Genomic DNA, 24524 nt, shown 5'->3' with positions numbered 1-24524 from the left:
GCACGAACTCAAGGTGCGCCCTCCATACGGCGCACCCCGGGTTTATTCGTCACATCTCGCACGGAGAGCCGTCATCCGGGCACGATATGAAGGACATGTGAAAATGTGACAAAATAAACCTGTCGTTTTGCTGTCACATAAGAAGGGGGAGGCGTTCTTGGACGTCTCCCCCCTTGAATGCAAATATATGCCGAACGATCTGTTAGATCTTCACACCCGGAAAGTGGCACTTCACAAAGTGGCCCGGAGTATGTTCCGTCATCTGCGGAACCTCGGTCTTGCACTTCTCGGTAGCATGCGGGCAGCGCGTGTGGAACGGGCAGCCCGAAGGAATGTTCGTGGGGCTCGGCAGGTCGCCCTCAATAAGCACGTGCTTCTTCTCAATCGAAGGATCGGGAATGGGCACAGCGGAAAGCAAAGCCTGCGTATACGGATGCAGCGGGTTGCTGTAAAGGTCCTCGTTGGGAGCGACCTCCATCAGCGAACCCAGGTACATGACGCCAATGCGATCGGAAATCATCTCAACAACAGCAAGGTCGTGGGAGATAAAGAGGTACGTCAGGTTGTACTGCTCCTGAACATCACGAAGAAGATTCAGAACCTGAGCCTGAATAGACACGTCAAGTGCCGAAACGGGCTCGTCGGCCATGATGAGCTTGGGGTTAACCGAAAGCGCACGGGCGATGCCGATACGCTGACGCTGACCGCCAGAGAACTCGTGCGGATAGCGCTCGCCATGGCTGGCCGAAAGGCCAACGACCTCGAGCAGCTCCTGCGCCTTCTTCAGACGCTCGCCCTTGCTCATCTTGGTGTGAACAAGCAGCGGCTCGCTAATAATGTCCTGCACCTTCATGCGAGGATTGAGCGATCCGTATGGGTCCTGGAACACCATCTGCATCTCGGCGCGCAGCGGACGAACCTCCTTCTCGGAGAGCTTCGCCACGTCTTTGCCCTCAAAGAGAATCTCTCCCTCGTTGGGCTTGATGAGATGGTTGATCAGACGGCTGGTAGTGGACTTACCACAGCCGGACTCGCCTACGAGCGAGAACGTCTCGCCGGGCATGATGTCAAAGGACACGTCGTTCACCGCGTGCACAAACTTGTTGGCACGACCGAAGAAGTCTTTGCCCACAGGGAACTTCTTGCTCAGGTGACGAACGGACAACAACGGCTTGGTCTCAGTTGCACTCATTATTGCTGAGCCCCCTCTCGAGCATTGCGATAGAACGGACACGCGCAACGATGACCCTCGGCAACCGTCTGGAGCTCAGGCAGCTTCTGCTTGCAGGAATCCTGTGCATACTTGCAGCGCGGAGCGAAACGGCAGCCCTCGGGCATGACGGACAGATCGGGAACGGAGCCGGGGATGGACGGCAGGCGATGCAGGCGCTTGCCCAAACGCGGCACCGAAGCGATAAGACCCTCGGTATAGGGGTGCTGCGGGTTAGCGAACAGCTCTTTGACCGGTGCTTCCTCGACAATATTGCCAGCGTACATGACGATGACGCGGCTGCAGGTCTCGGCAACAACGCCCAAGTCATGCGTGATGAGCAGGATGCCGGTGTTGCGACGGTTGCGAATGTCCTCCATCAGCGCCAAGATCTGCGCCTGGATGGTCACGTCGAGAGCCGTGGTGGGTTCGTCGGCAATCAGAAGCTTGGGCTCGCAAGACATAGCCATAGCGATCATGACGCGCTGGCACATACCGCCCGAAAGCTCGTGCGGATAGTTGCGAAGCGTCATCTCGGGCTCGGGGATGCCCACGAGTTTGAGGGCGTTAACGCAACGCTCGTGAATCTCAGCCTTGCTCATGTTGCTGTTGTGCAGGCTGATGGCCTCGGCAAGCTGATCCTCGATGCGCATGATCGGGTCAAGAGCGCTCATGGGCTCCTGGAAGATCATGGACATCTCGTTACCGCGCATGGACTGCATCTCGCTCGTAGTGAGGTCGAGAACCTCTTTGCCGCCAAACTTGATGGAGCCGGAAATCTTGGTCAGACGCTCGTTATGCAGGCGCATGACAGAAAGCGAGGTTACGGATTTTCCGCAGCCGGACTCGCCGACCAGGCCCACGATCTCGCCAGCGTTGACGTTAAAGGAGACGCCGTTTACCGCCGTGATCCAATCCTTCTTACCGCGCTTAAATTGCGTTCTGAGGTCCTTGACCTCCAAAAGAGTTTCAGACATCAGGGCCTCCTTAGTTCAGTCGCGGGTCGAGCGTGTCGCGCAGACCGTCACCGAACAGGTTGAAGGCAAGCACGGTCAAGAAAATCACCAAGCCGGGGAAAAGGACCAGGTGCGGAGCAATAGCCAGGTAGTTGCGGCCCTGAGACAGGATCGCACCCCACTCGGCTTGCGTCACGGATGCGCCGAAGCCCAGGAAGGACAGGGACGATGCCGAAAGGATGGCGCCACCGATATTCATCGTGAAGTTGACGATGAGGGCCTGCATGGTACCCGGGAAGATGTGCACGAACATGGTGCGGGTGGACGGGCAGCCAATGGACTGCGCCACTTCGACGTACAGCTCACCACGCACCTCGAGCACCGCGCCGCGAATAATACGCGCAAACGACGGCACCGTGAAAACGGCAACACCGATCATGATGTTGGTGATGCCCGGACCGATGATGGCCACGATGGCGATGGCGAGCAGGATGCCCGGAAACGCGAACATAACGTCACAAACGCGCATGATAAGGGAGTCGACAATGCCGCCAAAGAAGCCGGCGATAAGGCCAAAGACGACGCCCGCGGCGGTACCGATGATCGAAGCGGTAAGCGCCGTGCCAAGCGACAGCTGCGTGCCGGCAAGGATGCGGCTAAAGACATCTCGGCCAAACTCGTCGGTGCCCCACAGATGCCTAGCGGAAGGGCCAGCCAAAATCGCGCTGTAGTCGTACGCGTTGGGATCGTACGGCGTGATGTTGGGTCCGATCACGGCAAGAATCAGGATGAAGACGATAAACAGAAAGCCGATAACGGCGGTCTTGCGGCGCAAGAACTTTTTGACAAACTGCCTAACGGGGCTTTGCGCCTTCGGCAGCTCCTCAGCCTCACGTGTTGCGGAGGCAGCATTAGCAGTGGTATCAGACATGGCAACCTCCTATTCGTAGCGCACGCGCGGGTTAATGATGCCGTACAGGATGTCCGCAAGCAGGTTGATCACCATGTACTCCAGCGAGAAGAACAAAATGAGTGCCTGCACAACCTCGTAGTCGCGGAAGCCGATGGAATCGACGAGCAGACGGCCGAGGCCCGGAATCGAGAAAACCGACTCGACCACGACGGAACCGGCGATCAATGCGCCGATCTGAAGCGCAGTGACGGTGATGACGTCGATGGAGGAGTTCTTGAACGCATGGCGCATAATCACGCGATGCTCGGGCAGACCCTTGGCACGTGCCGTGCGAATGTAATCCTTGCCCAGGTTCTCAATCATCGAAGAGCGCGTCACGCGCGCCAGAATACACATGATGCCCGCGCCCATGGCGATGGAAGGCAGGATGTAGCCCTTCCACGAATCAAGGCCACCCGTAGGCAGGATCCTCAGGTTCACGGCGAAGATCTGCATGAGCTGCAGACCCAGCCAGAAGTTAGGCAGCGAGATGCCGGCGATGGCGATAACCATGCCGATAAGATCGAACGCACGACCGCGGTTCACAGCGGCCAGAACGCCGATGATGATACCCATGATCGCAGACCAAGTAATAGAGCAAATGGTCAGGTAGATGGTGATGGGCAGGCGGGGCGCAAGGAGCGCGATGACGGTGGTCTTATTGGCATACGAGACACCGAAATTACCCGTGAAAATGCCGGTAATCCACTTGATGTACTGCGGCACCAAAGGCTGATTCAAACCAAGCTGGTTACGAATCTCGTCCACTTCGCCGATGGTCGCGGTAGGTCCGGCAATCTGGCGGGCGGGGTCACCGGGGATAAGGTGGATGAACAAGAAGATGATGATGGAGATAACGAATAGCAGCGGAATCATGTTGATGATTCGCTTAACGGTGTATTTCCCCATTTAGCTCCCTCCCCTTTCAAATTAAGGACAATCAAAGCGCAAAGCTGCCGGCCTCCGCGGATGGGAGGCCGGCAGCCAAAACTGCTTGCTTGTCAGCTTACAGAATCAAACACGCGCAGCCTTAAGCGTTGAGCTTAGCATGAATGACATCGATACCCTGAGCAACATACTTGATGCCGGTGAGGTAAGCCTTGTAGGACATCAGCGTGTTGTCGGAAGCGAGGTACAGCCACGGGCACTCGGGCCAGACGATGTCCTGGCACTTGGCGTAGTGCTGGTTCTGCTCGTCCTCGGTCTTGCCCTCGTTGCCAAGCTGGAGCTCGTTGTCGAACTCTTCGTTCTTCCAGAAGGCGGTGTTGTAGCCGGTCGGAGGAGTCATAGCGGTGGAAAGCAGCGAACGCATGAAGCCGTCGGCGTCAGACTGGGACCAGTTGACGTACCACATCTGAATCTTGGTGGTGTCCTCGGGCTCAGCAGCGATCTCGGCGTTGGTAGCGGCCTCGTTGGGGACAACCTTAACGTCGATGCCAACTTCCTTGAGCTGCTGCATGACGAAGGTCATGCCCTTGGTCTCCTGCGTGGAGTTGTCGCCGATGATCTCGACCTCGAAGCCATCCTCGTAGCCGGCTTCCTTGAGCAGCGACTTGGCCTTGTCGAGGTCGTAGGCAAACGGCTCCTGCTCCTTGTAACCGGGAACGAGAGCGGGGAGCACGGAGGTAGCCGGGGTAGCGGCACCAGCGTACATAACCTTGACGTACTCGTCCTGGTTGAAGGCGTAGTTCATGGCCTGACGCACGCGAACGTCGGAGAGCTCCTTGACGTTGGTGTTGAGGGTCACATAGCGCATGGTGGTGGAGGGCATGGAGACCATGTTGATGTCGCCAGCGCTGCGGACGGTAGCGACCTGGTCGGTCGGCATCGGGTAAATGACCGTAGCCTCACCGGTCTGAAGAGCGGCGATACGGGAGCCAGCCTCGGGAATGATCTTGAAGTCGACGCGGTCGATCGTAACCTCGCCCTCGTCCTTCTGGCCGCCCCAGTACTTGTCGTTCTTGACGAGCGAGCAGTGGTCGCCCTTTGCATACTCTTCGAGGATGTAAGGGCCGGAGCCAGCGGACTTCTTACCATAATCGTAATCCGGATCGGTGATGACCTTAGGATTAACGATGTAGAACTGCGTGATGGAGTTCATGAACGGAGCGTAGGGCTTCGGCAGGTGGAAGGCGACGGTCAAAGGATCATCATCGACCTTGTAGACGTTGTCGATGCGGGTCTCTTCGGTGTTGTCATCGATCGTGCGGATGAACATGCGGCGGCGACGCCAACCGTTCTCCTTCTTGATGCACTCCTGATAGTTGGTGACGATAGCGTCTGCATCGAGCGGCGTACCGTCCTCGAAGGTGATGCCCTCATGGATGTGGAAGGTGTAGGTGCAGGCATCATCGGAGACCTCATAGGAGTCGGCGGCCTTCGGGACGAAGTTGTAATCCTCGTCGAACGCATACAGGGAATCGTAGATGTAGTACACGACATTGCCGGAGTTGCCATCGGACCAGTTCATGGGGTGCATGTTCTGGATTTCGCCCTCGAGCGCGATGATGCACTCGTTCTTGGGGGCCTTGCCGTCGGTCTTCTCTGCCTTGACGACGAAACCGTCCTTGTCAGCAACGATCTCCTCGACGGAGCTGGAGCTGGAGCCGGCTGCGGAGCCCTTGGTGTCGGAGCCGGTGTTGCCGCAAGCAGCAAGACCGAGAGCGGCGGCGCCAGCAGCAGCGGCACCGACGAAACCACGGCGGGAAACGGCGGGGTTAAGCTTGTTTTCCAAGTCCATGAAAACTCTCCTTTCGCGCCTGCGAGCCATCCAGAATCGCGGGCACCCTTTTTCTCTACGCGGCCTTCGAAGTCTTTCGTCTCCGAAGAACCACACATCACATCTTATTGTATTAAATTCGCCCTGTTTCTCCGTTTACGATGCTTTAACATGACTATCCGAGCAGGTAAACGGTGGGTCGACTTACCGATCACCCCAAAATAACTACCTTTCACGGCCCATAACACGCGATTTGTACACAAAACGTCGGCAGCAGAACGGAGATTGCCATGACCTATCAGTTTGACCGCGTTCGGTATAACGAACGCATGAAATGGTACCTGCACGATCGCTTTGGCCTTTTCCTTCATTTCGGTTTGTACTCCATCCCCGCTCGCGGCGAATGGGTTCGCAGCGATGAGGAGATGCCCGAGGAACTCTATCAGCCCTATTTCGATGAGTTCAACCCCTATGCCTTCGATGCCCGCGCCTGGGCGCGCGCCGCACGTGAGGCCGGTATGAAATATGCCGTACTCACCGCAAAGCATCACGACGGCTTTTGCCTCTTCGACACCCAGACCACCGACTGGAAATCAACCAAGACTCCCTTTGGGCGCGATATCGTCGCCGAGTTCCTCGAGGCGTTTCGTGCCGAGGGTCTAAAAGTAGGCCTATACTACTCGATCATCGACTGGCACCATCCCGACTTCCCCCAGTACGGCGATCGTCAGGCCCCGCTGCGCAACGACCCCGTAGCGGGCTGCAACGATAAACGCGATTTCAACCGCTACCTCGACTACATGCACGAGCAGGTGCGCGAACTGTGCACCAATTACGGCAAGCTCGACCTGCTGTGGTTCGATTTTGCCTACGACTCGCCCGTCAACGGCATGAAGATGCGCGGCGAGACCTGGCGCGCAACCGAGCTCATGAGCATGGTACGCGAGCTGCAGCCGCAGGTCATCACCGACAATCGCCTCGAGGTCTCGGGTGAGGGCTACGGATCGCTCGCAGAGTGCAACCCCACGCCTTATCACGGCGACTTCGTAACGCCCGAGCGCATCATCCCGCCGACCGGCATCCTGGACGCCGAGGGCAACCCCCTTGCCTGGGAATCTTGTATCACCATGAACGACAACTGGGGCTACTGCTCTACCGACACCAACTACAAACCCTCGTCGCTGCTCATCCACAAGCTGGTGGAGTGCGTCTCCAAGGGCGGCAATCTTATTCTCAATGTGGGCCCCGACGCGACGGGTCGCTTCCCCGAGCAGTCCTGCGCCATCCTGAAGGAGATCGGTGCTTGGATGGCGCGCAACTCCCAGAGCATCTACGGCGCGGGCATGGCCGCAGGCGGCCCCATCGAGCCCGAGCGCCCCGAGTGGGGTCGCATCACGCGCAACGGCAATACGTACTACTTCCATCTATATGAGAACGCCCTGGGCCCCGTGCCGCTCATGGGCGTGCCCAAAGATCGCATCGAGTCCATTCGCCTTCTGCGCGATGGCAGCGAGGTCAAGCTCTCCACCAGCTGGACGCACAGCGACTATCCCGACATCGCCTTTGCCGATCTGGGTCCCTCGCCCTATCTGCCCGACCCCGTTGACACCGTCTTGGCCATCAAGATCAAGGAGAACTAACGTATGCGCATTCTCTCCCCCGCCTTCGCATCCTTTGCCCAAGCTAAATTTGACGAGCGTGCCGAGCTGCTCAAGCCGCTCGCGAGCACCATCGCCGCGGGCCTTGCCCGCGTCGACAACGCCGACGTCGCTGCGCTCATCAAAAATTACTATGGCACCCTGCCGCTCACCGACGTATTCGACGCCGATTTCTCCGTGTTCGAATCCATCGCACGCCAAGCCGTCGAGCTTCGCGCCACCTCGCCGTGGTGCCGCGATGTTGACGAAGACATCTTTATCCACTTTGTGGCAACCCCGCGCGTGAACAACGAGCCGTTCGTCGATTCGTGGCCCATCCTGCGCAAGGAGCTTGCAGAACGCATCGCAGGCATGAGCGCGCACGACGCCGTGCTCGAGACCAACTACTGGTGCTGCGAGACCGCAACCTATCAGACTGCCGACGAGCGCACCCTGGGGCCACTGGGCATGCTGGCATCCGGCAATGGCCGCTGCGGCGAAGAGTCAACCTATCTGGTCACCGCACTGCGCGCAAACGGCATCCCCGCCCGTCAGATCTACACCCCGCTTTGGGCCCATTGCGATGACAACCACGCCTGGGTCGAAGCCTATGTCGATGGCGAATGGTACTACCTGGGCGCTTGCGAGCCTGAAGAGGCGCTTAACCGCGGTTGGTTCACCGCCGCCTCCGGACGCGCCATGCTGGTGCACACGCGCTTGTTCTCCGACTACGGCTGCGATTTTGAGCGCGATCGCAGCATCCTCGCACGCGAAGGCAGCCAGGTCATCGTGAACCAAACGGCGGCCTATGGCCCCACCGTCAAACTCACGGTTACGGTCACCGATGAGGCGGGCGAGCCCGCACCCTGCGCCTATGTGCGCCTGACGCTTGTAAACTCCGCCGAATGGGGCGACATCGCGCACCTCATCGCCGATGAATGCGGCCATGCCCAGATTGTGATCGGCAAGGGCACTCTGCGCGTTATCGCCGCAACCGAAAATCAAATGGCAGACACCTTGGTCGACACCGGCGAGTGCGATCATGTGGAACTTACCCTGCACGACGTGGACACGGCCGCAGCCGCCGCATGGCGCGATATCGACGTCCACGCACCGGCAGACCATCCCGCCCCCTCCTGCCCCCTCACGCCCGAACAGGCAGCATCTGGCCGTGCTCGCAAGCACGAAGCCGACCAGATGCGCACCGAGCGCGTGGCAGGCTTTGTCGAGGAGGCACGTCGCCTGGCAAACGCCGCAGGCCATGGCAAAGACGAATGTCTCGCCTACTATGAGCAGGCTTTTGCCAACGCCCCCGAAGTTGATCGCTTCCTCTCCGTGGACAACGGCGCCGATCGCGTCCAGCTGCTCTCGACGCTCACCTCAAAAGACTTCCGCGACCTTACCGCCGATGTTTTGGAAGATCATCTGGCCGGCGCCCGCGCCATGCACGACGCCGCCATCGCTTACCTCGAGCGCGAGGGTGCAAAAGACGCTGCCGAGGAGCTCTACGTCAAGTACGTCCTCGCTCCGCGCATCATGTTCGAACAGCTCTCGAGCTTCCGCTCCTACTTTGTCGAGACTTTTGACGCGGCGACAGTCGAGGAATTCCGCGCAGACCCGCGCCGTGTTTGGGACATGATTTGCGAAAACCTCGACTTCACCGCTTCCGAGCACGTCAAGAAGCTCTGCGCCAGCCCGCGCGGCGCCTGGCTCTCCCGCCAGGGCAGCCCCGTCACCTGCCGTGCACTGTTCGTGGCAATCTGCCGCACCTTTGGTATCGCCGCTCGTCAAAACCCGCATGATCGCGCCATCGAGTATTACCACCAGGGCGCATTTGTGGCCGTCGAGCGCGCCGAGCACACCGCCGACGTCACATTCACTTCCACCGTGGAGCCCGGTCCTGGATATTTCCAGGCCTGGAGCGTTGCCCGCTTGGAGACAAGCGTTACGGTTGCCGGAACTCGCGCGCTGGGCTTCGAGGCCCTCGACTTCTGGGGTGCCTCGGTCCAAGACGGCTCGTGCACGCTGCCGCTTCCCGCCGGTGATTATCGCCTGGTGTGCAGCACGCGCTTGCCCAACGGCGATACGCAGGCAGCCGAGCGCACCTTCCATGTAAGCGACGCAGGCACCGACAAGCCCATCGAACTCGTCCTGCGCGAGCCCGAGGCATCACAGATGCTCGAGGATATCGCGCTCGAGGCGTTCGCCCTGCGCGACGCCGACGGCAACGTTGTCGATGCCGCAAAAATCGCTGCCGAGCACGGATCGGATTCGCACCCGGTTGCCATCTCGTTCCTGGAGCCTGGAATGGAGCCTACCGAGCACCTGCTCAACGAGCTTCGCGAGCAGGCAGAGCGCGTCGCCGAAACCGATCTGCCGCTCGTCCTCGTGATCAGTGACCCCTCCCAGCTCGATGACCCCACACTCGCTCGCACGCTTCCCACGCTCACCGGCGTGACCATCGCCTACGACGACTTTACCGAGCTGCCCGAGAAGCTCGCTCGCCGCATGTTTGCGAATCCCGAGAAGCTGCCGCTCACGGTGCTTGCCTGCAAGCAGCTCGACGGCAGCCTGCGCGGCGTCTATGCAACCGCCGGTTACAACGTTGGCACTGTCGATTTGCTGATGAAGCTCATCACTCTCGTCTAGTGCAAGGCGGGCTGTATTCGCCAACAAGCAAAGGGGGCACCTCGTCTGAGGTGCCCCCTTTTTGCTGCGATCGATATGACGAGGCGTGTTACGCGTTGGCCACCGCGTAGTAAGCGGCGCCGAGCATGCCGGCGTCGTTGCCAAGAGAGGCAACGGTGATGGGCGTGTCTGCGCAGCAAGACAGCGTCATCTTCTTGAACACCTCGGTCACGCGGTCAAGATAATGCTCGGCACTGGCAGAAACGCCACCGCCCAGCACGAAGACCTCGGGATCGAAAGAGCATGCGGCGTTGGCGAGCTCGAAACCCAGAGCACCTGCCATGGTGTCAACGGCAGCACGCGCGGCTTCATCGCCTACAACGAGGGCTTCGAATACACTGCGCGAATCGGAAGGACCAGAGAGCTCAACAGGCTCGCTACCACGCTTCTCGCACTCCATGCGATAGCTGTTGACGATGCCCGTAGCCGAAGCATACTGCTCCAAGCAGCCATGACGGCCGCAGCCGCACTGACGCGACTCGGCAGGATTGACAATCACGTGACCCAGCTCGCCCGCGGCGCCGTTCGCACCTGCAAGAACCTTGCCGTCGCACACAACGCCCGCACCGATGCCAGTGCCGAGCGTCACGAGTACGAGGCTGTTATAGCCCGCACCGGCGCCGCGCCAAAGCTCTCCCATAGCTGCCGCGTTGGCGTCGTTGAGAAAACCAACGTATACGCCCGGGAAGGAAGCCTGGAGCGCGTCGTGCACGCCCAACAAATTGAGGCTCAGGTTGGCGATGACAGAAATGTTGCCGTCGGCAGGAACGGGACAGGGAACCGCAAGACCGATACCCTTGAGCAGGGAAGCATCGACACCGGCACTCTCGAGCATGGACTTGACGCCATCCGTGACGGCGGTATAGCCGGCCTCGTCAACCAGCGGAGGCGTGGGGACGCCCGCCTTGGCAACGACGTCACCTTCTTTGGTCATAACGCCGATCTTAACCGAAGTACCGCCCACGTCGATGCCAACATAGAGTTCGTCTGCCATGTTCGTTCCCTTTCCACCGCGAGCGCTTATCGCCCGTAATTATCGCTATGCCCGAATGATAGCGCGATGCGCCCCAATCGTGCCTCAGGCATCGTGGAGTGGTAGTAACCACGCGCCCATCCGGTGTTCCACACGGATCAAGACCCATCGGCACGCTGCAGCGCCGGAGGTTCGCCCGAAAGAGGAGCGCCGCGTACTTAAGATACGCAAGCGACGCCCTAGGCAAAACGCCACGCGGGACCAGGTCATCGGCGGACTGTAGTACCGCAGATTGACCCGAAAGAGGAGGGTACCGCGCCTAGCGTGCGGCGCCCGACGATTGAGGGTGAAGATCCGGTGCTACAGCGCGCCGATGGGGCTACAGTTTGACGATGGGGGCAAAGCCCTTCATGAGCTTCTTGGTCTTCCCGCTCTTCTCGAACTGGACCTCGATCATGTCGCCATCGACCGAGATAACGGTACCGGCACCAAACGTCTTGTGACTCACGGCGTCACCCACGGCAAAGACCTCGGCAGCACGCGCGGCATCGGGACGGCGCTGCTCGACCGGAGCGGATGCCTTCTGTTGACGCGGACGCGCGGCGCCGCTGCCAAACGTAGCCGGCTTGCGACCCGCATCGGGGCTCACGCCGCGATGGCGCTCGGTTCCCGCCACGCCAAAGAAGCTGTCATACGACCCGGCAGAAGCGCCTGAGCCTCCCGTCGAACGTGTATACGAGCCAAACACGCGCCCACCGTACATGTCCGAGCCCTGACCGGATCCAAAGGTTCCGCGGCGGTCGCCGCGCTTCTCCCAGCCCGTGCCGGAAAAACCGGATGACCCGATACCGGAAAACTCGATATCCTCATCGGGAATCTCGTTCATGAAGCGCGAACGAGGATTGGCCTGCGTAGAGCCGTAGGTACGACGGGTGGCAGCATAGGTAAGAAACAGGCGCTTACGTGCACGCGTGATAGCAACGTATGCCAAGCGACGCTCTTCCTCGAGCTTCGCCGCGTCCTCTCCACCAAAGCCGGCAACATGCGGGAAGATGCCTTCTTCCATGCCGGCAACGAATACCGCAGGAAACTCCAGACCCTTTGCCGAATGGATAGTCATCATGGTGATGGCGCTCGACTGACCCGAAAGCGCGTCGAGGTCCGAGCGAAGGGCGAGCCATTCCATCAGCGCGGGAAGCGCTTTGCACGCCAGCGGACCATAGGTGCGCTCGATCTCCGAGGCGGCCTGTGCCGCGCTCGACGCGAAAGGCGTGTCTGCAAGCGTGGACGCCGGAGCAGGCTGAGGCACGTCGCCGACACCGGCAGCGCGCAGCTCCTCCAAACTCTCCAAGGTGCCCTCGATATCCTCGTGGCTCTCTTCGAATTCGGCGGCTACACCCATGAATTCCTGAATGTTCTCGGCGCGCCCCTCGGCCTCCATCGTGCCCTCGCTGCGATACGCCTGGACAAGACCCGCGCTCTCCACAATAGCCTCGACCGCATCTTTGAGCTCGCCATCCATACGGCGACCACGGCGCACGATGTTGACGAAATCGGCCAGGCCGTTGCGGACCTTGGCCGAGAACATGCCCGTCTCGGCGCAAGCGAGTTCGCACGCCTGGAAAAACGAACAGCGATTGGAGGCGGCAAGCATCTCGATCTTCTGGATGGATGTGGAGCCGATACCACGGCGCGGCGTGTTGATCACACGCTTGACGCTCATCTCGTCGGCAGGATTCACCACCATCTTGAGATAGGCCATCACATCGCGCACCTCGGCACGATCAAAGAACCTTGTGCCGCCCACAATCTTGTAGGGCACGCCTGCGCGCAGGAACATATCTTCCAAGATACGCGACTGCGCGTTAGTGCGATAGAACACGGCGATGTCGTCGTACGGCGTACCGCCGTCATGAAGCTTGTCGATTTCCGAGGCGATCCAGCGCCCCTCATCGCGCTCGTCGCTTGCCTGGTAGGCCTGAATCTTCTCACCATCGCCCGCGGCGGTGAACAGACGCTTATCCTTGCGCTGCGAGTTATGGCGCACCACGGCATTTGCCGCCGAAAGAATATGGCCGGTCGAACGGTAATTCTGCTCGAGCTTAACCACCTTGGCATCGGCAAAATCCTGCTCGAAGTCGAGGATGTTGGAGATATCGGCGCCGCGCCAGGAATAAATCGACTGGTCGTCGTCGCCCACAACCATCAGGTTCTTGTACTTGGCAGCGAGCAGGTTCGCGATCTCGTACTGCACGTGATTCGTATCCTGATACTCGTCCACGCTGATATAGCGGAAACGCTCCTGATATTTTTCGAGCACCTCGGGGCGGCTGCGCAAAAGCTCCAGCGTCCGCACGAGCAAGTCGTCAAAATCCATCGCGTTCGCGGCACGCAGGCGACGCTCCAGCTCTGCGTAAACACGCGCGGCCTTCTCTTCCTGAGGACTCGACGCGCGATCGCTCATCTCGTCCGGGCCGATCATGGCGTTTTTCGCGGCCGAGATCTTGGAGCGAATCATGTTGATGGGGTACTGCTTTTGCTCGATGGAAAGCGCCTGCATGATATCGCGCACGATGCGGCGAGAATCGTCATCATCGTAGATGGAGAACTGGCCGGTATAGCCCAAAAGATCAGCATCCTCGCGAAGCATGCGCACGCACATAGCGTGGAACGTGCACACCCACATGCCACGCGTACCCTCCGGCAAAAGAGAACTTAGACGCTCGCGCATCTCAGCCGCAGCTTTATTGGTAAAGGTGATGGCAAGGAGCTGCCACGGACGCACGCCCAGATCGGCAACCATGTGAGCGATGCGGAAGGTGAGCACGCGAGTCTTACCGGAACCGGCGCCGGCAAGCACCAGAAGCGGCCCCTCGGTAGTGAGCACGGCTTCGCGCTGGGCGGGATTGAGCGAATCGATATCGACGGCGTACGCCATGAATAGAACTCCATTCCAAACGGCGCGATGGCGCCAGATACATGAGCCGTACCAGTATAGCCGCCCGCACGGATACGCGGAGCAAGCAACCCTGCGACCATCAGGGGCTCACGAGCGGGCACCGATGTGACAAAAAGTCGACAGGTTTAATGTGTCACATTTTCACATTCCCTTCATATAACGCGCCTGCACCACGATACCGATTGTGGCGCGGGCGTTACGTTATCCCCTCCTCCCCGCAAAAGCGCGCACGCCGTCGCATAATGAGGGGCGAATAAACGAAGGAGAAAACCCAATGGCGCATCGTATCCTGTACTACATGGTGGACGGCTCGACAGCAAAGGCCCAGCAGATCCTGAAAGAATGGGGCGTAGACGATCAGATCGAGCTCATCGGGTGCGCACATGAACCGCTTGTCGACCCCAGCCCCGCACAGATGGTTGGATGCGAGGGCTTTATTGGCGAGTTCGGCCCTGTATCGGCAAAGACGGCAGACACCATGGCGGACGCGGGCATTCGCATCGTCTCGAGCATGTCTATCGGGATCAATCACGTCGATGTGTCGGCCCTTGCACAGCACGGCATCATCACCACCAACTGCCCTGGCTACTGCTCCCCCGATGTCGCCCAGCACGCAGCAGGGCTCATGCTCGACCTCATGCGCAGTATCACCTTCTCCAACCGAGAAGTGCTCGCCGGTGCCTGGGAGCCCACTGGAGGCTATACCGCGCATCGCACGCAGGGACAAACAATCGGCCTCGTATTCTTTGGTAACATCGCCCGCGCCATGGCGAGCATCGTGCAGGCGCTCGGCATGAACGTCGTGGTATGGGCGCCCACCAAGACCCGCGAGGACCTTGCCCAAGCAGGTTGCACTAAAGCCGAAACTCTTGACGAGCTGCTCGCCGTCTCCGACGTGGTGAGCCTGCACTGCCCGCTTATTCCGCAAACCGAAAAACTCATTGGCGCCCACGAGCTCGAGGTCATGAAGCCTAGCGCCTTCTTGATTAACACCGCCCGTGGCCCTGTTATCGACGAGGAGTCGCTGCTCGCCGCGTTGGACGAAAACATCTCCAGCAACGGCGCACGCGGCATCCGCGCTGCCGCTCTCGATGTCCTTGCCGATGAGACCGCCCCCAATCGCACCCTTATCGAGCACCCCCGCTGCATCGTCACGCCGCATACCGCCTACTGCACCGATGAGGCCAACGACACCTTGCGCCGCATGACGCTCAAGGCACAGGTCGACTATCTTGTTCGAGGCATCATGCCCGAGCACGTCGTCGCGGCATAACACGTCGTCGCGGCATAACAAAAGCGCCGCTCGGCCTAAGCCGAACGGCGCATCATCACCACAAGTAAAAAGCGCTATAGCCCCAGCACGGGGACAGCGACGAGGAAGTACGCAAGTACGACCACGCCCAAAACGATGCGGTAGACGCCAAAGGCTTTGAAGTCGTGACGCTTCACAAAGCCCATGAGCCATTTGATGGCCGCGAGGGAAACAACAAACGCAACCACGCAGCCCACGCCCAGAATCGCCGCCTCGGACGCACCGAACGTGCCGCCCTTGATAAAGAACTTGACGAGTTTGAGCGCGCTTGCACCAAACATGACGGGGATGGCCAAAAAGAACGTAAACTTGCTCGCCACCGCACGCGTGCAGCCCAAAAGCAAGCCGCCAATAATGGTCGAACCCGAGCGCGACGTGCCCGGCACCAGCGAGAGCACCTGGAACAAACCGATTCCCAAAGCAGTCTTCCAAGACAGATCATCCAGCGTGGCGATGGAACCAAAGTCCCCGCCGTCATCCTCGCTCACAGAAGGCGTCGCAAAATGAGCGCCGGCAGGGCGCGCGCCAGGCAGCACATCCACGGTCTCGCGCATGCGAGCACGGCGCGTCTCGATAACGATGAAAGCGATACCGTAGACAATCAGCGCGATGGCAACCACGGGAGCATTGTAAAAATGGTCTTCCATCCAATCGTTCAACGGCAAGCCGACAACCGCCGCAGGAATGCATCCAAGCACGATCTTACCCCAAAGCTTCCACGTGTCGCGGCGCCCCTCCTTGCCCTTGCTGGGCGAAAACGGATTGAGCTCATGAAAAAACAGCACGCAGACAGCAAGGATTGCGCCCAGCTGAATAACCACCAAAAACATGTTGAGAAACGTCTTGCTCACGTTGAGCTTGATAAACTCATCGACCAAGATCATGTGACCGGTAGACGAGATGGGCAGCCATTCCGTGATGCCCTCGACCAGACCCAGGAAGGCCGATTTAAGCAGTTCGATGATATCCAAAAGAAGCCTTTCGCCTGAGCTGCGGCCATGGTCCCGCAGCAACTCCGTGCACCATTATCTCACGCTGCAGGCATGCTCGAAAAAAAGCAGCGTCATTTACAGAATTTAGAGGTACCGGGTGATTAAAGCCGGGTATAACCGCTGTAAGGCAACGCAGCCAAAGGAGCTGCAGAGCCATTGAGGAGGCAAACATGAACGAGGGTTATTCAAAAGTATTCGTCGCGCTCGACGGCACTGAACAGCAGGATTTTGTTCTCGCGCGCGCTATCAAGGTCGCCGCGAATAACAAAGCCAAGCTCATCATCGGCCATGTAATTGACTCGACAGCACTCGAGTCCGCCGGTTCCTACCCCATTGATTTGGTAAACGGCCTTGAGGAGGCATTTAAAAACTCGATCGAAAAGCAGGTTGAGGAAGCCAAGGCAAACCCCGATATTCCCGAAGTCGAAGTCATCATTCGCGCCGGCCGCATTCGTGAGACCCTCAAAGACGAGATGCTCGACATTATTCAGCCCGATCTGGTGCTCTGCGGCGCTCGCGGCCTCTCTTCGATCAAGTACGCCCTGCTCGGCTCCATCTCAACGTTCCTGCTTAGGAACACCGAGTGTGACATCCTGGTTGTGAAGTAGCTCGACGCTCCACCCAATCGCCATCAAGCGCATTCGATAAAGCTCCGGTCACAAGATCGGGGCTTTATTTATGCAGGCGCCTAAAAGCAGGCATCCGCCGCCAAACCCGTCATTATGTCTACGACTCAAAATAGTGCATATGATTGGTTGGGAACGTGATCTCGACTTCAAAGAATTCCCCGTGCTCGGAGCGAGCCACGATTCCCAACCCCATTTTGTCGCATAGGCGCTTGACCAAATAGAGCCCAATACCTGTGGAGCGCTTGCCGTTTCTGCCGTTCTCGCCGGTAAAGCCACGATCAAACACACGGTCCAAATCTGCAGCAGGAACACCGCAGCCGTTGTCGCGAACCACAAGCCTCACGCAATCATCGGTGCCCCCTGCGTTCGCACGAGTCGCCGCAAAGAGCAGCTGAGCGCCTTCGCTGCGAGCGTACTTCACACTGTTTTGAATAAGCTGCCCCAAGATGAACTCAACCCATTTTTCGTCGGCAAACACCTCGAGCTCAAGGCCGCGGCAAACGGGCGCCATATGGGCAGAAATCATCGCGCGCGCGTTGCGCTTAAGTGCCGAAGAGACAATGGACTGCAAGGAGACGTTCCGCACTACATAATCGCGGTCGAGCGATTCCGAGCGAGCGTAATACAGCGCCTGTTCGATGTATCCCTCAACGCGGTCAACCTCCTCCGTCAGGGCATCAACCTTTTCGTGCACCTCCCGAGGCTGAACATCGTTCGCAAGGGCATCATCCAGATTTTCGAGCATCAAATAGGCTGCAACCAGCGGCGTCTTCGCTTCGTGCACCCACGTTTCGACATACTCGCGGTAATTCGCAGTCTGGCGGCGATAGGCTGCGACCTCATCGTTTGCAGCCTTAGCGATAGCACGGATGACGTCATACACGGCTTCGCCCTCGGCATCCTCCGGATATTCCATCATCTCCATCGCCCAAGAAACGCTCTCGAGATGTTCCGCACAGCGTTCGAGCCCGCGATAGAACTTCCGGTGACGAAGCCAGTCCGACACAGCGCCGATCAACGTGCCGGCAACTCCAATAAGAGCGACCAAGACCACGATCTGCACGTACACGCTCGTGGTGAGCAAAACGCTGCAGACAAGCCCCGTAGCGAGCAGGGGCAACAGCACCACAGCGCTATGCGACTTCAAATACCTGCCCATAAGCCGCTACACCGAATAGCCTTGGCCGCGATGCGTGGTCAGATACCCATGCACCCCAATCTTATCGAGCGTAGCGCGCAGGCGATTGATGTTAACCGTCAAGGTGTTGTCGTCGATAAACGTATCGGAATTCCAAAGGTCGCGCATAATGGCCTCGCGCGAGACAATCGTTCCCGCATGGCGCATAAGCAAACTCAAGATCCTCAGCTCGTTTTTGGTCAGCTCGACTTCCGAGCCCTCGTACAGCGCACGAGAACGGGCAACATCGAGCTCAAGCCCATCATGTCGCAGCACGGTCTTTCCCTGCGTGGAGGAGCTGCGACGCAAAAGCGCCTGCATGCGCGCAATGAGAACGCGCAGGCTATAGGGCTTGGGAATAAAGTCGTCGGCGCCAAGCGTCATACTCATAACCTCGTCGACCTCCGTCGCGCGAGAGGTGAGCACGATAATGGGCACGTCCGAATGCGAGCGCAGCTCGCGACAGATAAACTGCCCGTCCGTCTGAGGCAGGCTCAAGTCGAGAAGCACAAGGTCGGGAGACGCCTCCAGCACGTCGTCGACCACATGGTCAAACGTCGTGCAAGCAAGCGCCTCATAGCCGTTGCGCTCAAGCGCCAAGGCGAGCTCTGTGCGAATGGCGTCGTCATCTTCGACGATGTAAATCTTCGACATGGAAAAGCCCCTTTCGGTTGCCCTCCATTATGGACGAGACAAAGGCGATGCCACCACATGTGGCAACAATGTAAGCAAGCGTCCCGTTAGGAGAAGAGCTTTGATACGCCCGTGGCCAAGAACTCGGCAATAGAGCGGTCCTCTGCCGAATCTCCCTGCCCAGCGTCCTCCACAACCACGCCGTGCTCATCGGAGACGAGCACATGCGCGCCGCCAAGGTCATTTAGCGAAAGCACGATATCGTCCGCGGCCCCAGGCGTCGCGCGCAGCACGCGATAACCACGCGTTGCCGCTAGCTGCTCAACCAGCGTCATGGAACCACACAGGTGCTCGCCTTCCGCGGCAGCCACATAAAGCGTGCCCGACTTCACGCAGCAAAGCGCCTCCGGAGCCACGCCCGTCTCAATCTGCTCGGCATGAGCAAGCTCGGCACGCGCGCACAGTGCATCATGGGAAGTCGAGGCCAAGGGCTCGTAAGCGCCCACGGTCATGGCAGCGTTACCGTTTACGTCAATCACCAGCATGAGCACACCGTTGGGATCCGCATAGGTACCCTCGGCAAGAGACCACTCCACGTGCTGCTTTGCCCAAGAAAGCATATTGGTGGTGAGGGGGCGACCCTGTACCAAGCGCTGCGAAAGAGCACGGATATGCCTGTTAAGCAAAGGAACCTGCCTGCGCGCCATGCGCCAGCGGCATACAAGCGCGGGCTGATCGAGCTGAAAATCCGGTACAGCCTGCTGCGTCTCGCAAAACTCCCTGTAGGCACGAAGGTCCTCGGGATTGGAGAAAAGATCCTCGTCACGCACCGTCATGGCAGACACGGCTCCTTTTCGTCTAAGCGCGCGGGGCATGCACCCCGCCATTCCCGCAGGCTTCGAAAAAGCACACGGGCCAAACTCTCGATAGCGAAAACGCCCCAGCAAAAGCAAGATGCAGCACGCTCATGCGGCAGGTTGCCCAGCTGGGACGCCTTTAGCAAAAGCCAAATCCCAACGCTCGGACAAACAACGGGATTCGGCAAAAACTCCTAGTGGCGGAAGTGACGAGCGCCCGTGAACACCATAGCGACACCGTGGTCGTCACAAGCCTGGATGGACTCCTCGTCGCGCATCGAGCCACCGGGCTGAATAATCGCGGTCACGCCATGGGCCGCAAGCACGTCCACGTTGTCGCGGAACGGGAAGAACGCATCGCTCGCAGCAGCAAAGCCGCCCGCCTCAACGCCCATGCGCTTGCAGGTCTCCTCGGCGCGCTCGCACGCAAAGAGCGCAGAGTCGACGCGGTTGGGCTGGCCAGGTCCCATACCGATACCGGACTGATCCTTGGCGATCAAGATGGCGTTGGACTTAACGGTCTTCACCACGCGCCAAGCGAACAGAAGGTCGTCCATCTCCTTGTCCGTGGGCTTGCGAGTCGTGGGGAAGGTAAAGGTCGAGGGATCCTCGGAAACGGTGTCCACGGCCTGAACGAGCATACCGCCATCAACGGTACGAGCCTCGAGGTGAGCGTGGCCATCGGCACCGCCGGTCTCCAGCACGCGCAGGTTCTTGCGGCGGCTCAGACGCTCCAGAGCCTCGTCGGTAAAGGACGGGGCAATGAGCACCTCGACAAAAAGCTTGTCGCGATCGGCAAAGTGCTCCACAAGCTCAAGGGGAACCTCGCGGTTCAAGGCGATAATGCCGCCATAGGCGCTCTTGGGATCGCATGCAAAGGCGCGATCATAGGCCTCGGTCACCGTCTTGGCGACAGCAGAACCGCAGGGATTTTGATGCTTGAGGATGATAGCAGCAGGCTCATCAAACTCGCGCACGGCATTCCAAGCGGCATCGGCGTCGAGCAGGTTGTTATAGGAGAGCGGCTTGCCCTGGATCTGCTTGGCGCCAACGAGCGGATTTGCCGAAGAGGCGAAGTTGCCAAACTCATCGGCAAAGCGATAGACGGCAGCGGCCTGATGCGGGTTCTCGCCATAGCGAAGGTCCTCGACCTTCTCAAGATGCAGATCGATTGCCGCAGGCGGAACAAAAGCAGCGGAGGCGGAAGCCTCGGGGGCCTCCTCTGCCAAGTAGCTGTTGAGCCACGTGGAGATAGCGGTATCGTAGGCGGCGGTACGCGTATAGGTCTTGGCAGCCAGGCGACGACGCGTGCCCAAGGTAGTTGCGCCCTTGTGGCGATGCATCTCGTCGAGAACCATCGCGTAATCGGACGGGTCACACACCACGGTCACCGAGTCGTTGTTCTTGGCGGCAGAGCGCAGCATGGAAGGGCCGCCGATATCGATATGCTCGATGGCGTCGGCAAAGGTCACATCGGGAGAGGCAACGGTTTTCTCAAACTCGTACAGGTTAACCGCCACGAGGTCGATCATCTTGATATCGTGCTCGCTGGCCTGAGCCATGTGCTCCTCGGAGTCACGACGGCACAGCAGGGCGCCGTGCACCTTGGGATGCAACGTCTTCACACGGCCATCCATCATCTCGGGGTAGCCGGTAAACTCCTCGATCGGGGTAACGGGCACGCCCGCAGCCTCAATCGCCTTGGCGGTTCCGCCCGTCGAGATAATCTCAACGCCAAAATCGTCAACCAGTGCTCGTGCGAAATCGACGACGCCGGTCTTATCGGTGACCGAGATAAGCGCGCGCCCGATCTTCACATCAGCGGCCATGCCTTCCTCCTTGTCGCGAAAGGGGCCTTGATACCGCAAAAGTTACGGCATCGACCCCCTCTTCCACATACATCACTAATGTAGCGCATCGACACGCCAACTCGCAGGCGATACGCATGTTATTTGAAGAAAATACCGAGAGGCGATGGCGCTTTCGCGTAGAAATGACGCAGTTGACGTGTGAACATGAAGGCACCATATTCCGCGCCCCAAACGGTGGTATTAAATCTGCCGAGAGAAAGGTGCGCTGCGTGTCGACCGTGCTGTACAGACCATTTGAAGATGAAGATTTCGAACCGCTTGTCGAGATCGTCCGTACGCTATGGCACAACGACGATGACGTCCCCGACGCTGCCTTTGGCACCCTCGAGGCGACATGCGATCTTGCGCATTGCCTCTCGGTATCCACCTTCTCACAGGTAGCCCTTATCGACGGTGCGCCGCGTGGCATTATCCTCGCCCGATCGGAAAACGACTACAACCAAGATTTATCCCGTTGGGCGACCATCGAAGCAAAATCGGCTTGCGCCATGGATTCCTACGACGCCAAAGCCGCCCACACGTTCCAAACGTGGTACGACGGCATGCGCAAAGTAGACGAGCGCCTCTTGGCATCGAGCGGCCTTACACTCGACAATGAAATCACGCTGCTCGTTGTAGATCCCTCGGCACAGGGGCTCGGAATCGGAACGGTGCTGTTTGACGCCGCATCTTCGTACTACGCCGCACTCGGCGATCTTAAGGCGTATCTGTATACCGACAGCGATTGCAGATGGTCGTTCTACGAGCTCCGCGGCATGAAACGTTTGGGGAGATACAAATCGACACGCGAAGAGCGCAGTCTGCTTCCGCGAGAGATGTATCTTTACGGTTTAGACCTCAGTGCCTAACCTGCGAGGAGCTGGACGTCTTGAGGGCAGCTTGACGTCCAACGCGCCCGTAGGGAAAACACATAGGCGGTACGGACACACGCCCGTGCCTGGACGCGATCGCAACTCTCTCCGCGGTCGTGTTCAGATATGAAAGGGTCCGACGGAAACATTCCGTCGGACCCTTTTGCATGAACTGTCGAAACTCGCAGGTTAAAACGTGCCGCCGCCTCCGCCGCCGCAGCCGCCGCCACCGCCACCGGAAAAGCCACCGCCACCGCCACCGCCGGAGCTGGACTCCGAAGCTGCCACCGCGGACACGGAATTGTGGTAGACCCTGCCAATCGAATCGGTGGGAGCGTCGAGTGCAGGATCGCTATAGCACCACCAGTACACGGGGTAGTAATCGTAGAAACCCTCGGCGTTACGGACCGCAGGCGGCACGGCGTCGGCAAGCTCGCGCAGCGTCTTTTTGGAAACACCCAGGGCCACGCCCATCACCATGAGCTTGTTCCACAAGACAAGATCGCCCGGCACGGCCTCGCCCAGGCGGGTGAAGTCCTCGAGCCACCTCTTAAGCGCGCGGCATTTGTTCTCCAAGTCGGCGCCCTCTTGCGTTAGGCGACGGAAGGTCAAGCCCAGCAAAATGGTAATCACCGAGCAGACAACGGAGATGCCAAACGCAATGATGTTAGGCACGGGAGCATCCAAGAAGAACATCTGGAGAAGTCCTCCTCCGATGACAAACGTGCCACCAATAATCGTGAGCGCCACAGCCGCCGTGCCGTCGGAAGCGACAAGATTCCTGGATTCCATAGCACCCGTGACGCTGTGCGTGTAGCTATCAAGCCTCCTGGAATACGTGCTCGTATGCTTTCTGGCATATTGCTTGAACGACTGGAATGTGCGCGAAAGAGTAGTTCCCTGGCGCTCGACGCCCAAGAAATACAGTTCGAGCACAGCGCGATCGATTCCGTTCTTTGCCCTCGTAAAGCCACCATTATCCATCGAAATGCAGTAGTCGCTCGCAGCTTTTTGACCGGGCGTAGCAACACTTTGCAGCTTGATCAAACGCTCGTCGGTAAGCTTCATAAGCGTGGCAACAAAAGCGCGGTCGGGCACCGTGCCTTTGTTCATAAACGTCGCGAGCACGGCAGGGTGGTCGTCGCTTGGAACATCACGGAAGTACGTCTCGTTAAACGTGGGGACAGGACGCTTGAGGCGTAGTTTCTGTATCACCGTCACCGCCAGCAGCGCCACGGAAACAACGACCGTCAATGCCGCCAGGCCGCAGGAGAGAAGCCGAGCGCGTTCACGACGAGTATTCGCCTCTTCGGCCCACTGCTCTTCCTCGTCCAAAATATCCGGAAGGCGTTCTTCGTCCGATCGAGAGCCCAATGGCATGTAGGGCACCCAAGACGCGGGAAACGCGATGCGCGCCTCGGCGAACTCGCCACCCCTCACGCAGGGGACATCGTAATCGACCTCGCCGTCCTCGTCGTCGGGCGTGACCGTCGCCGTCAGTGGTCCATGGCCCCAGGCGCGCAGCGTATCGCCTACCGTCGCAGGGTTTTGCTGCACCAAGGAAGCGTCAAACGAAACGTTAAGCGTCACGTCGTTCGAATCTTCCCCCCATTCATCGCCCACGAACTTCCAGTAGAGCTCGGCGGTATCCCGCCAAAGCATGACCGCGCCGTTCATCGTGTAGGAGATCTTGACATCTGCGCTCGAGCCATCGGACGAAGGCATATAGATCTTCAAAGTCACAGACGAGCCGCTGGTATCTACGGTATAGACGCCGTAATCCCCCGAGGAGGCATAATCCGCCTCTTGGAATTCATCTCCATCGACAGAAACGCCGTTGATGCCCAGGGTCACGTTCTCGCCCTGCTGATTTTGTCCGAGAGGGATCTCCCAGTACACGCCGTTAACATCGTCGGTGAACTCGAAAGTTCGTTCTTCGCTCACCTGCAGGGAGCCATCGGACGTCACATGCGCCCGCATATCCACCTGCGATGTCTGGTAGGTGCTCGCATAAGCTGCAGCAGGAATCAAAGACGCCACCAGCACCAGGGCCAAGGCGGTAATTGCGCGAAAACGGGTACGCATGGCACATCCTTACGTCGGCGTTA

The 24524-nt window shown here is 59.0% G+C and carries 18 protein-coding genes; 5 read left to right on the top strand and 13 right to left on the bottom strand.

What is annotated here, in order from left to right:
- Nucleotides 1-202: 202 nt before the first annotated feature.
- From HF320_RS01065 to HF320_RS01045, 5 genes are all read right to left on the bottom strand, one after another.
- A complete protein-coding gene (locus tag HF320_RS01065; protein WP_169276691.1) occupies nt 203-1192 on the bottom strand; it encodes an ABC transporter ATP-binding protein in 990 nt (329 codons plus the stop codon).
- Nucleotides 1192-2187: an ABC transporter ATP-binding protein gene (locus tag HF320_RS01060; protein ID WP_022386806.1), complete on the bottom strand. Its 996-nt coding sequence runs from the start codon at nt 2185-2187 to the stop codon at nt 1192-1194. The genes HF320_RS01065 and HF320_RS01060 overlap by 1 nt, the downstream gene beginning before the upstream one ends.
- 10 nt (nt 2188-2197) lie before the next feature.
- Nucleotides 2198-3097 carry an ABC transporter permease gene (locus HF320_RS01055; RefSeq protein ID WP_169276690.1) on the bottom strand — a complete coding sequence of 300 codons (900 nt, stop codon included), beginning with the start codon at nt 3095-3097 and terminating at the stop codon, nt 2198-2200.
- Between the two features lie 9 nt (nt 3098-3106).
- Complete coding sequence (locus HF320_RS01050) at nt 3107-4027, bottom strand: ABC transporter permease (protein ID WP_169276689.1); 921 nt, start codon at nt 4025-4027, stop codon at nt 3107-3109.
- Between the two features lie 121 nt (nt 4028-4148).
- Nucleotides 4149-5858, bottom strand: coding sequence for an ABC transporter substrate-binding protein (locus HF320_RS01045; RefSeq protein WP_169276688.1), 1710 nt, complete (start codon nt 5856-5858; stop codon nt 4149-4151).
- 269 nt (nt 5859-6127) lie between these two features.
- Here HF320_RS01045 and HF320_RS01040 point away from each other — a divergent pair, with 269 nt between their 5' ends.
- Nucleotides 6128-7477, top strand: coding sequence for an alpha-L-fucosidase (locus tag HF320_RS01040; protein WP_169276687.1), 1350 nt, complete (start codon nt 6128-6130; stop codon nt 7475-7477).
- Between the two features lie 3 nt (nt 7478-7480).
- Nucleotides 7481-10123 carry a transglutaminase domain-containing protein gene (locus HF320_RS01035; protein WP_169276686.1) on the top strand — a complete coding sequence of 881 codons (2643 nt, stop codon included), beginning with the start codon at nt 7481-7483 and terminating at the stop codon, nt 10121-10123.
- A gap of 88 nt (nt 10124-10211) precedes the next feature.
- On the opposite strand, the gene HF320_RS01030 is transcribed toward HF320_RS01035, so the two are convergent.
- Nucleotides 10212-11156, bottom strand: coding sequence for an ROK family protein (locus HF320_RS01030; RefSeq protein WP_169276685.1), 945 nt, complete (start codon nt 11154-11156; stop codon nt 10212-10214).
- Nucleotides 11157-11514: 358 nt separating this feature from the next.
- On the bottom strand, nt 11515-14073 hold the full coding sequence (locus HF320_RS01025; protein ID WP_169276684.1) for an ATP-dependent helicase: 2559 nt from the start codon (nt 14071-14073) through the stop codon (nt 11515-11517).
- Nucleotides 14074-14368: 295 nt separating this feature from the next.
- Between HF320_RS01025 and HF320_RS01020 the strand changes: the two genes are divergently transcribed.
- Nucleotides 14369-15367 (top strand): NAD(P)-dependent oxidoreductase, encoded by a 999-nt coding sequence (locus HF320_RS01020; protein WP_169276683.1) that lies wholly within the window; start codon nt 14369-14371, stop codon nt 15365-15367.
- Nucleotides 15368-15441: 74 nt separating this feature from the next.
- Here HF320_RS01020 and HF320_RS01015 read toward each other — a convergent pair whose 3' ends face one another.
- Nucleotides 15442-16377, bottom strand: a complete 936-nt coding sequence (locus HF320_RS01015; RefSeq protein ID WP_169276682.1) for an undecaprenyl-diphosphate phosphatase — start codon at nt 16375-16377, stop codon at nt 15442-15444.
- Between the two features lie 191 nt (nt 16378-16568).
- On the opposite strand from HF320_RS01015, the gene HF320_RS01010 reads away from it, so the two are divergent.
- Nucleotides 16569-17006: a universal stress protein gene (locus tag HF320_RS01010; RefSeq protein ID WP_022386794.1), complete on the top strand. Its 438-nt coding sequence runs from the start codon at nt 16569-16571 to the stop codon at nt 17004-17006.
- 118 nt (nt 17007-17124) lie between these two features.
- Here HF320_RS01010 and HF320_RS01005 read toward each other — a convergent pair whose 3' ends face one another.
- The 4 genes from HF320_RS01005 to purH form a co-directional block, all read right to left on the bottom strand.
- Entirely contained in the window at nt 17125-18174 is a 1050-nt protein-coding gene (locus tag HF320_RS01005) for a sensor histidine kinase (protein WP_248276543.1), read from the bottom strand.
- Between the two features lie 18 nt (nt 18175-18192).
- The gene (locus HF320_RS01000; protein ID WP_169276680.1) at nt 18193-18858 is read right to left on the bottom strand and encodes a response regulator transcription factor; all 666 of its coding nucleotides are present in this window, start codon (nt 18856-18858) and stop codon (nt 18193-18195) included.
- An 86-nt stretch (nt 18859-18944) separates the two neighbouring features.
- Entirely contained in the window at nt 18945-19673 is a 729-nt protein-coding gene (locus HF320_RS00995) for a hypothetical protein (protein ID WP_211158902.1), read from the bottom strand.
- Nucleotides 19674-19888: 215 nt separating this feature from the next.
- The gene (gene purH / locus HF320_RS00990) at nt 19889-21523 is read right to left on the bottom strand and encodes a bifunctional phosphoribosylaminoimidazolecarboxamide formyltransferase/IMP cyclohydrolase (protein ID WP_169276679.1); all 1635 of its coding nucleotides are present in this window, start codon (nt 21521-21523) and stop codon (nt 19889-19891) included.
- Between the two features lie 251 nt (nt 21524-21774).
- On the opposite strand from purH, the gene HF320_RS00985 reads away from it, so the two are divergent.
- Nucleotides 21775-22413, top strand: coding sequence for a GNAT family N-acetyltransferase (locus HF320_RS00985; protein ID WP_349290677.1), 639 nt, complete (start codon nt 21775-21777; stop codon nt 22411-22413).
- Nucleotides 22414-22605: 192 nt separating this feature from the next.
- Here HF320_RS00985 and HF320_RS00980 read toward each other — a convergent pair whose 3' ends face one another.
- The gene (locus HF320_RS00980; RefSeq protein WP_169276678.1) at nt 22606-24501 is read right to left on the bottom strand and encodes a DUF2207 domain-containing protein; all 1896 of its coding nucleotides are present in this window, start codon (nt 24499-24501) and stop codon (nt 22606-22608) included.
- Nucleotides 24502-24524 lie beyond the last annotated feature (23 nt).

The organism is Collinsella acetigenes, assembly GCF_012844445.1.
Taxonomy (GTDB): Bacteria; Actinomycetota; Coriobacteriia; order Coriobacteriales; family Coriobacteriaceae; genus Collinsella; species Collinsella acetigenes.
The sequence above is the reverse complement of the archived record's forward strand: the minus strand, read 5'-3'. Positions and strand labels throughout refer to the sequence as shown.

Bases quoted from the DNA above. Each gene is read 5' to 3' on its own strand.
- HF320_RS01065 (WP_169276691.1), bottom strand. From the start codon at position 1,192: ATGAGTGCAACTGAGACCAAGCCGTTGTTGTCCGTTCGTCACCTGAGC.
- HF320_RS01060 (WP_022386806.1), bottom strand. From the start codon at position 2,187: ATGTCTGAAACTCTTTTGGAGGTCAAGGACCTCAGAACGCAATTTAAG.
- HF320_RS01055 (WP_169276690.1), bottom strand. From the start codon at position 3,097: ATGTCTGATACCACTGCTAATGCTGCCTCCGCAACACGTGAGGCTGAG.
- HF320_RS01050 (WP_169276689.1), bottom strand. From the start codon at position 4,027: ATGGGGAAATACACCGTTAAGCGAATCATCAACATGATTCCGCTGCTA.
- HF320_RS01045 (WP_169276688.1), bottom strand. From the start codon at position 5,858: ATGGACTTGGAAAACAAGCTTAACCCCGCCGTTTCCCGCCGTGGTTTC.
- HF320_RS01040 (WP_169276687.1), top strand. From the start codon at position 6,128: ATGACCTATCAGTTTGACCGCGTTCGGTATAACGAACGCATGAAATGG.
- HF320_RS01035 (WP_169276686.1), top strand. From the start codon at position 7,481: ATGCGCATTCTCTCCCCCGCCTTCGCATCCTTTGCCCAAGCTAAATTT.
- HF320_RS01030 (WP_169276685.1), bottom strand. From the start codon at position 11,156: ATGGCAGACGAACTCTATGTTGGCATCGACGTGGGCGGTACTTCGGTT.
- HF320_RS01025 (WP_169276684.1), bottom strand. From the start codon at position 14,073: ATGGCGTACGCCGTCGATATCGATTCGCTCAATCCCGCCCAGCGCGAA.
- HF320_RS01020 (WP_169276683.1), top strand. From the start codon at position 14,369: ATGGCGCATCGTATCCTGTACTACATGGTGGACGGCTCGACAGCAAAG.
- HF320_RS01010 (WP_022386794.1), top strand. From the start codon at position 16,569: ATGAACGAGGGTTATTCAAAAGTATTCGTCGCGCTCGACGGCACTGAA.
- HF320_RS01000 (WP_169276680.1), bottom strand. From the start codon at position 18,858: ATGTCGAAGATTTACATCGTCGAAGATGACGACGCCATTCGCACAGAG.
- HF320_RS00995 (WP_211158902.1), bottom strand. From the start codon at position 19,673: ATGACGGTGCGTGACGAGGATCTTTTCTCCAATCCCGAGGACCTTCGT.
- purH (WP_169276679.1), bottom strand. From the start codon at position 21,523: ATGGCCGCTGATGTGAAGATCGGGCGCGCGCTTATCTCGGTCACCGAT.
- HF320_RS00980 (WP_169276678.1), bottom strand. From the start codon at position 24,501: ATGCGTACCCGTTTTCGCGCAATTACCGCCTTGGCCCTGGTGCTGGTG.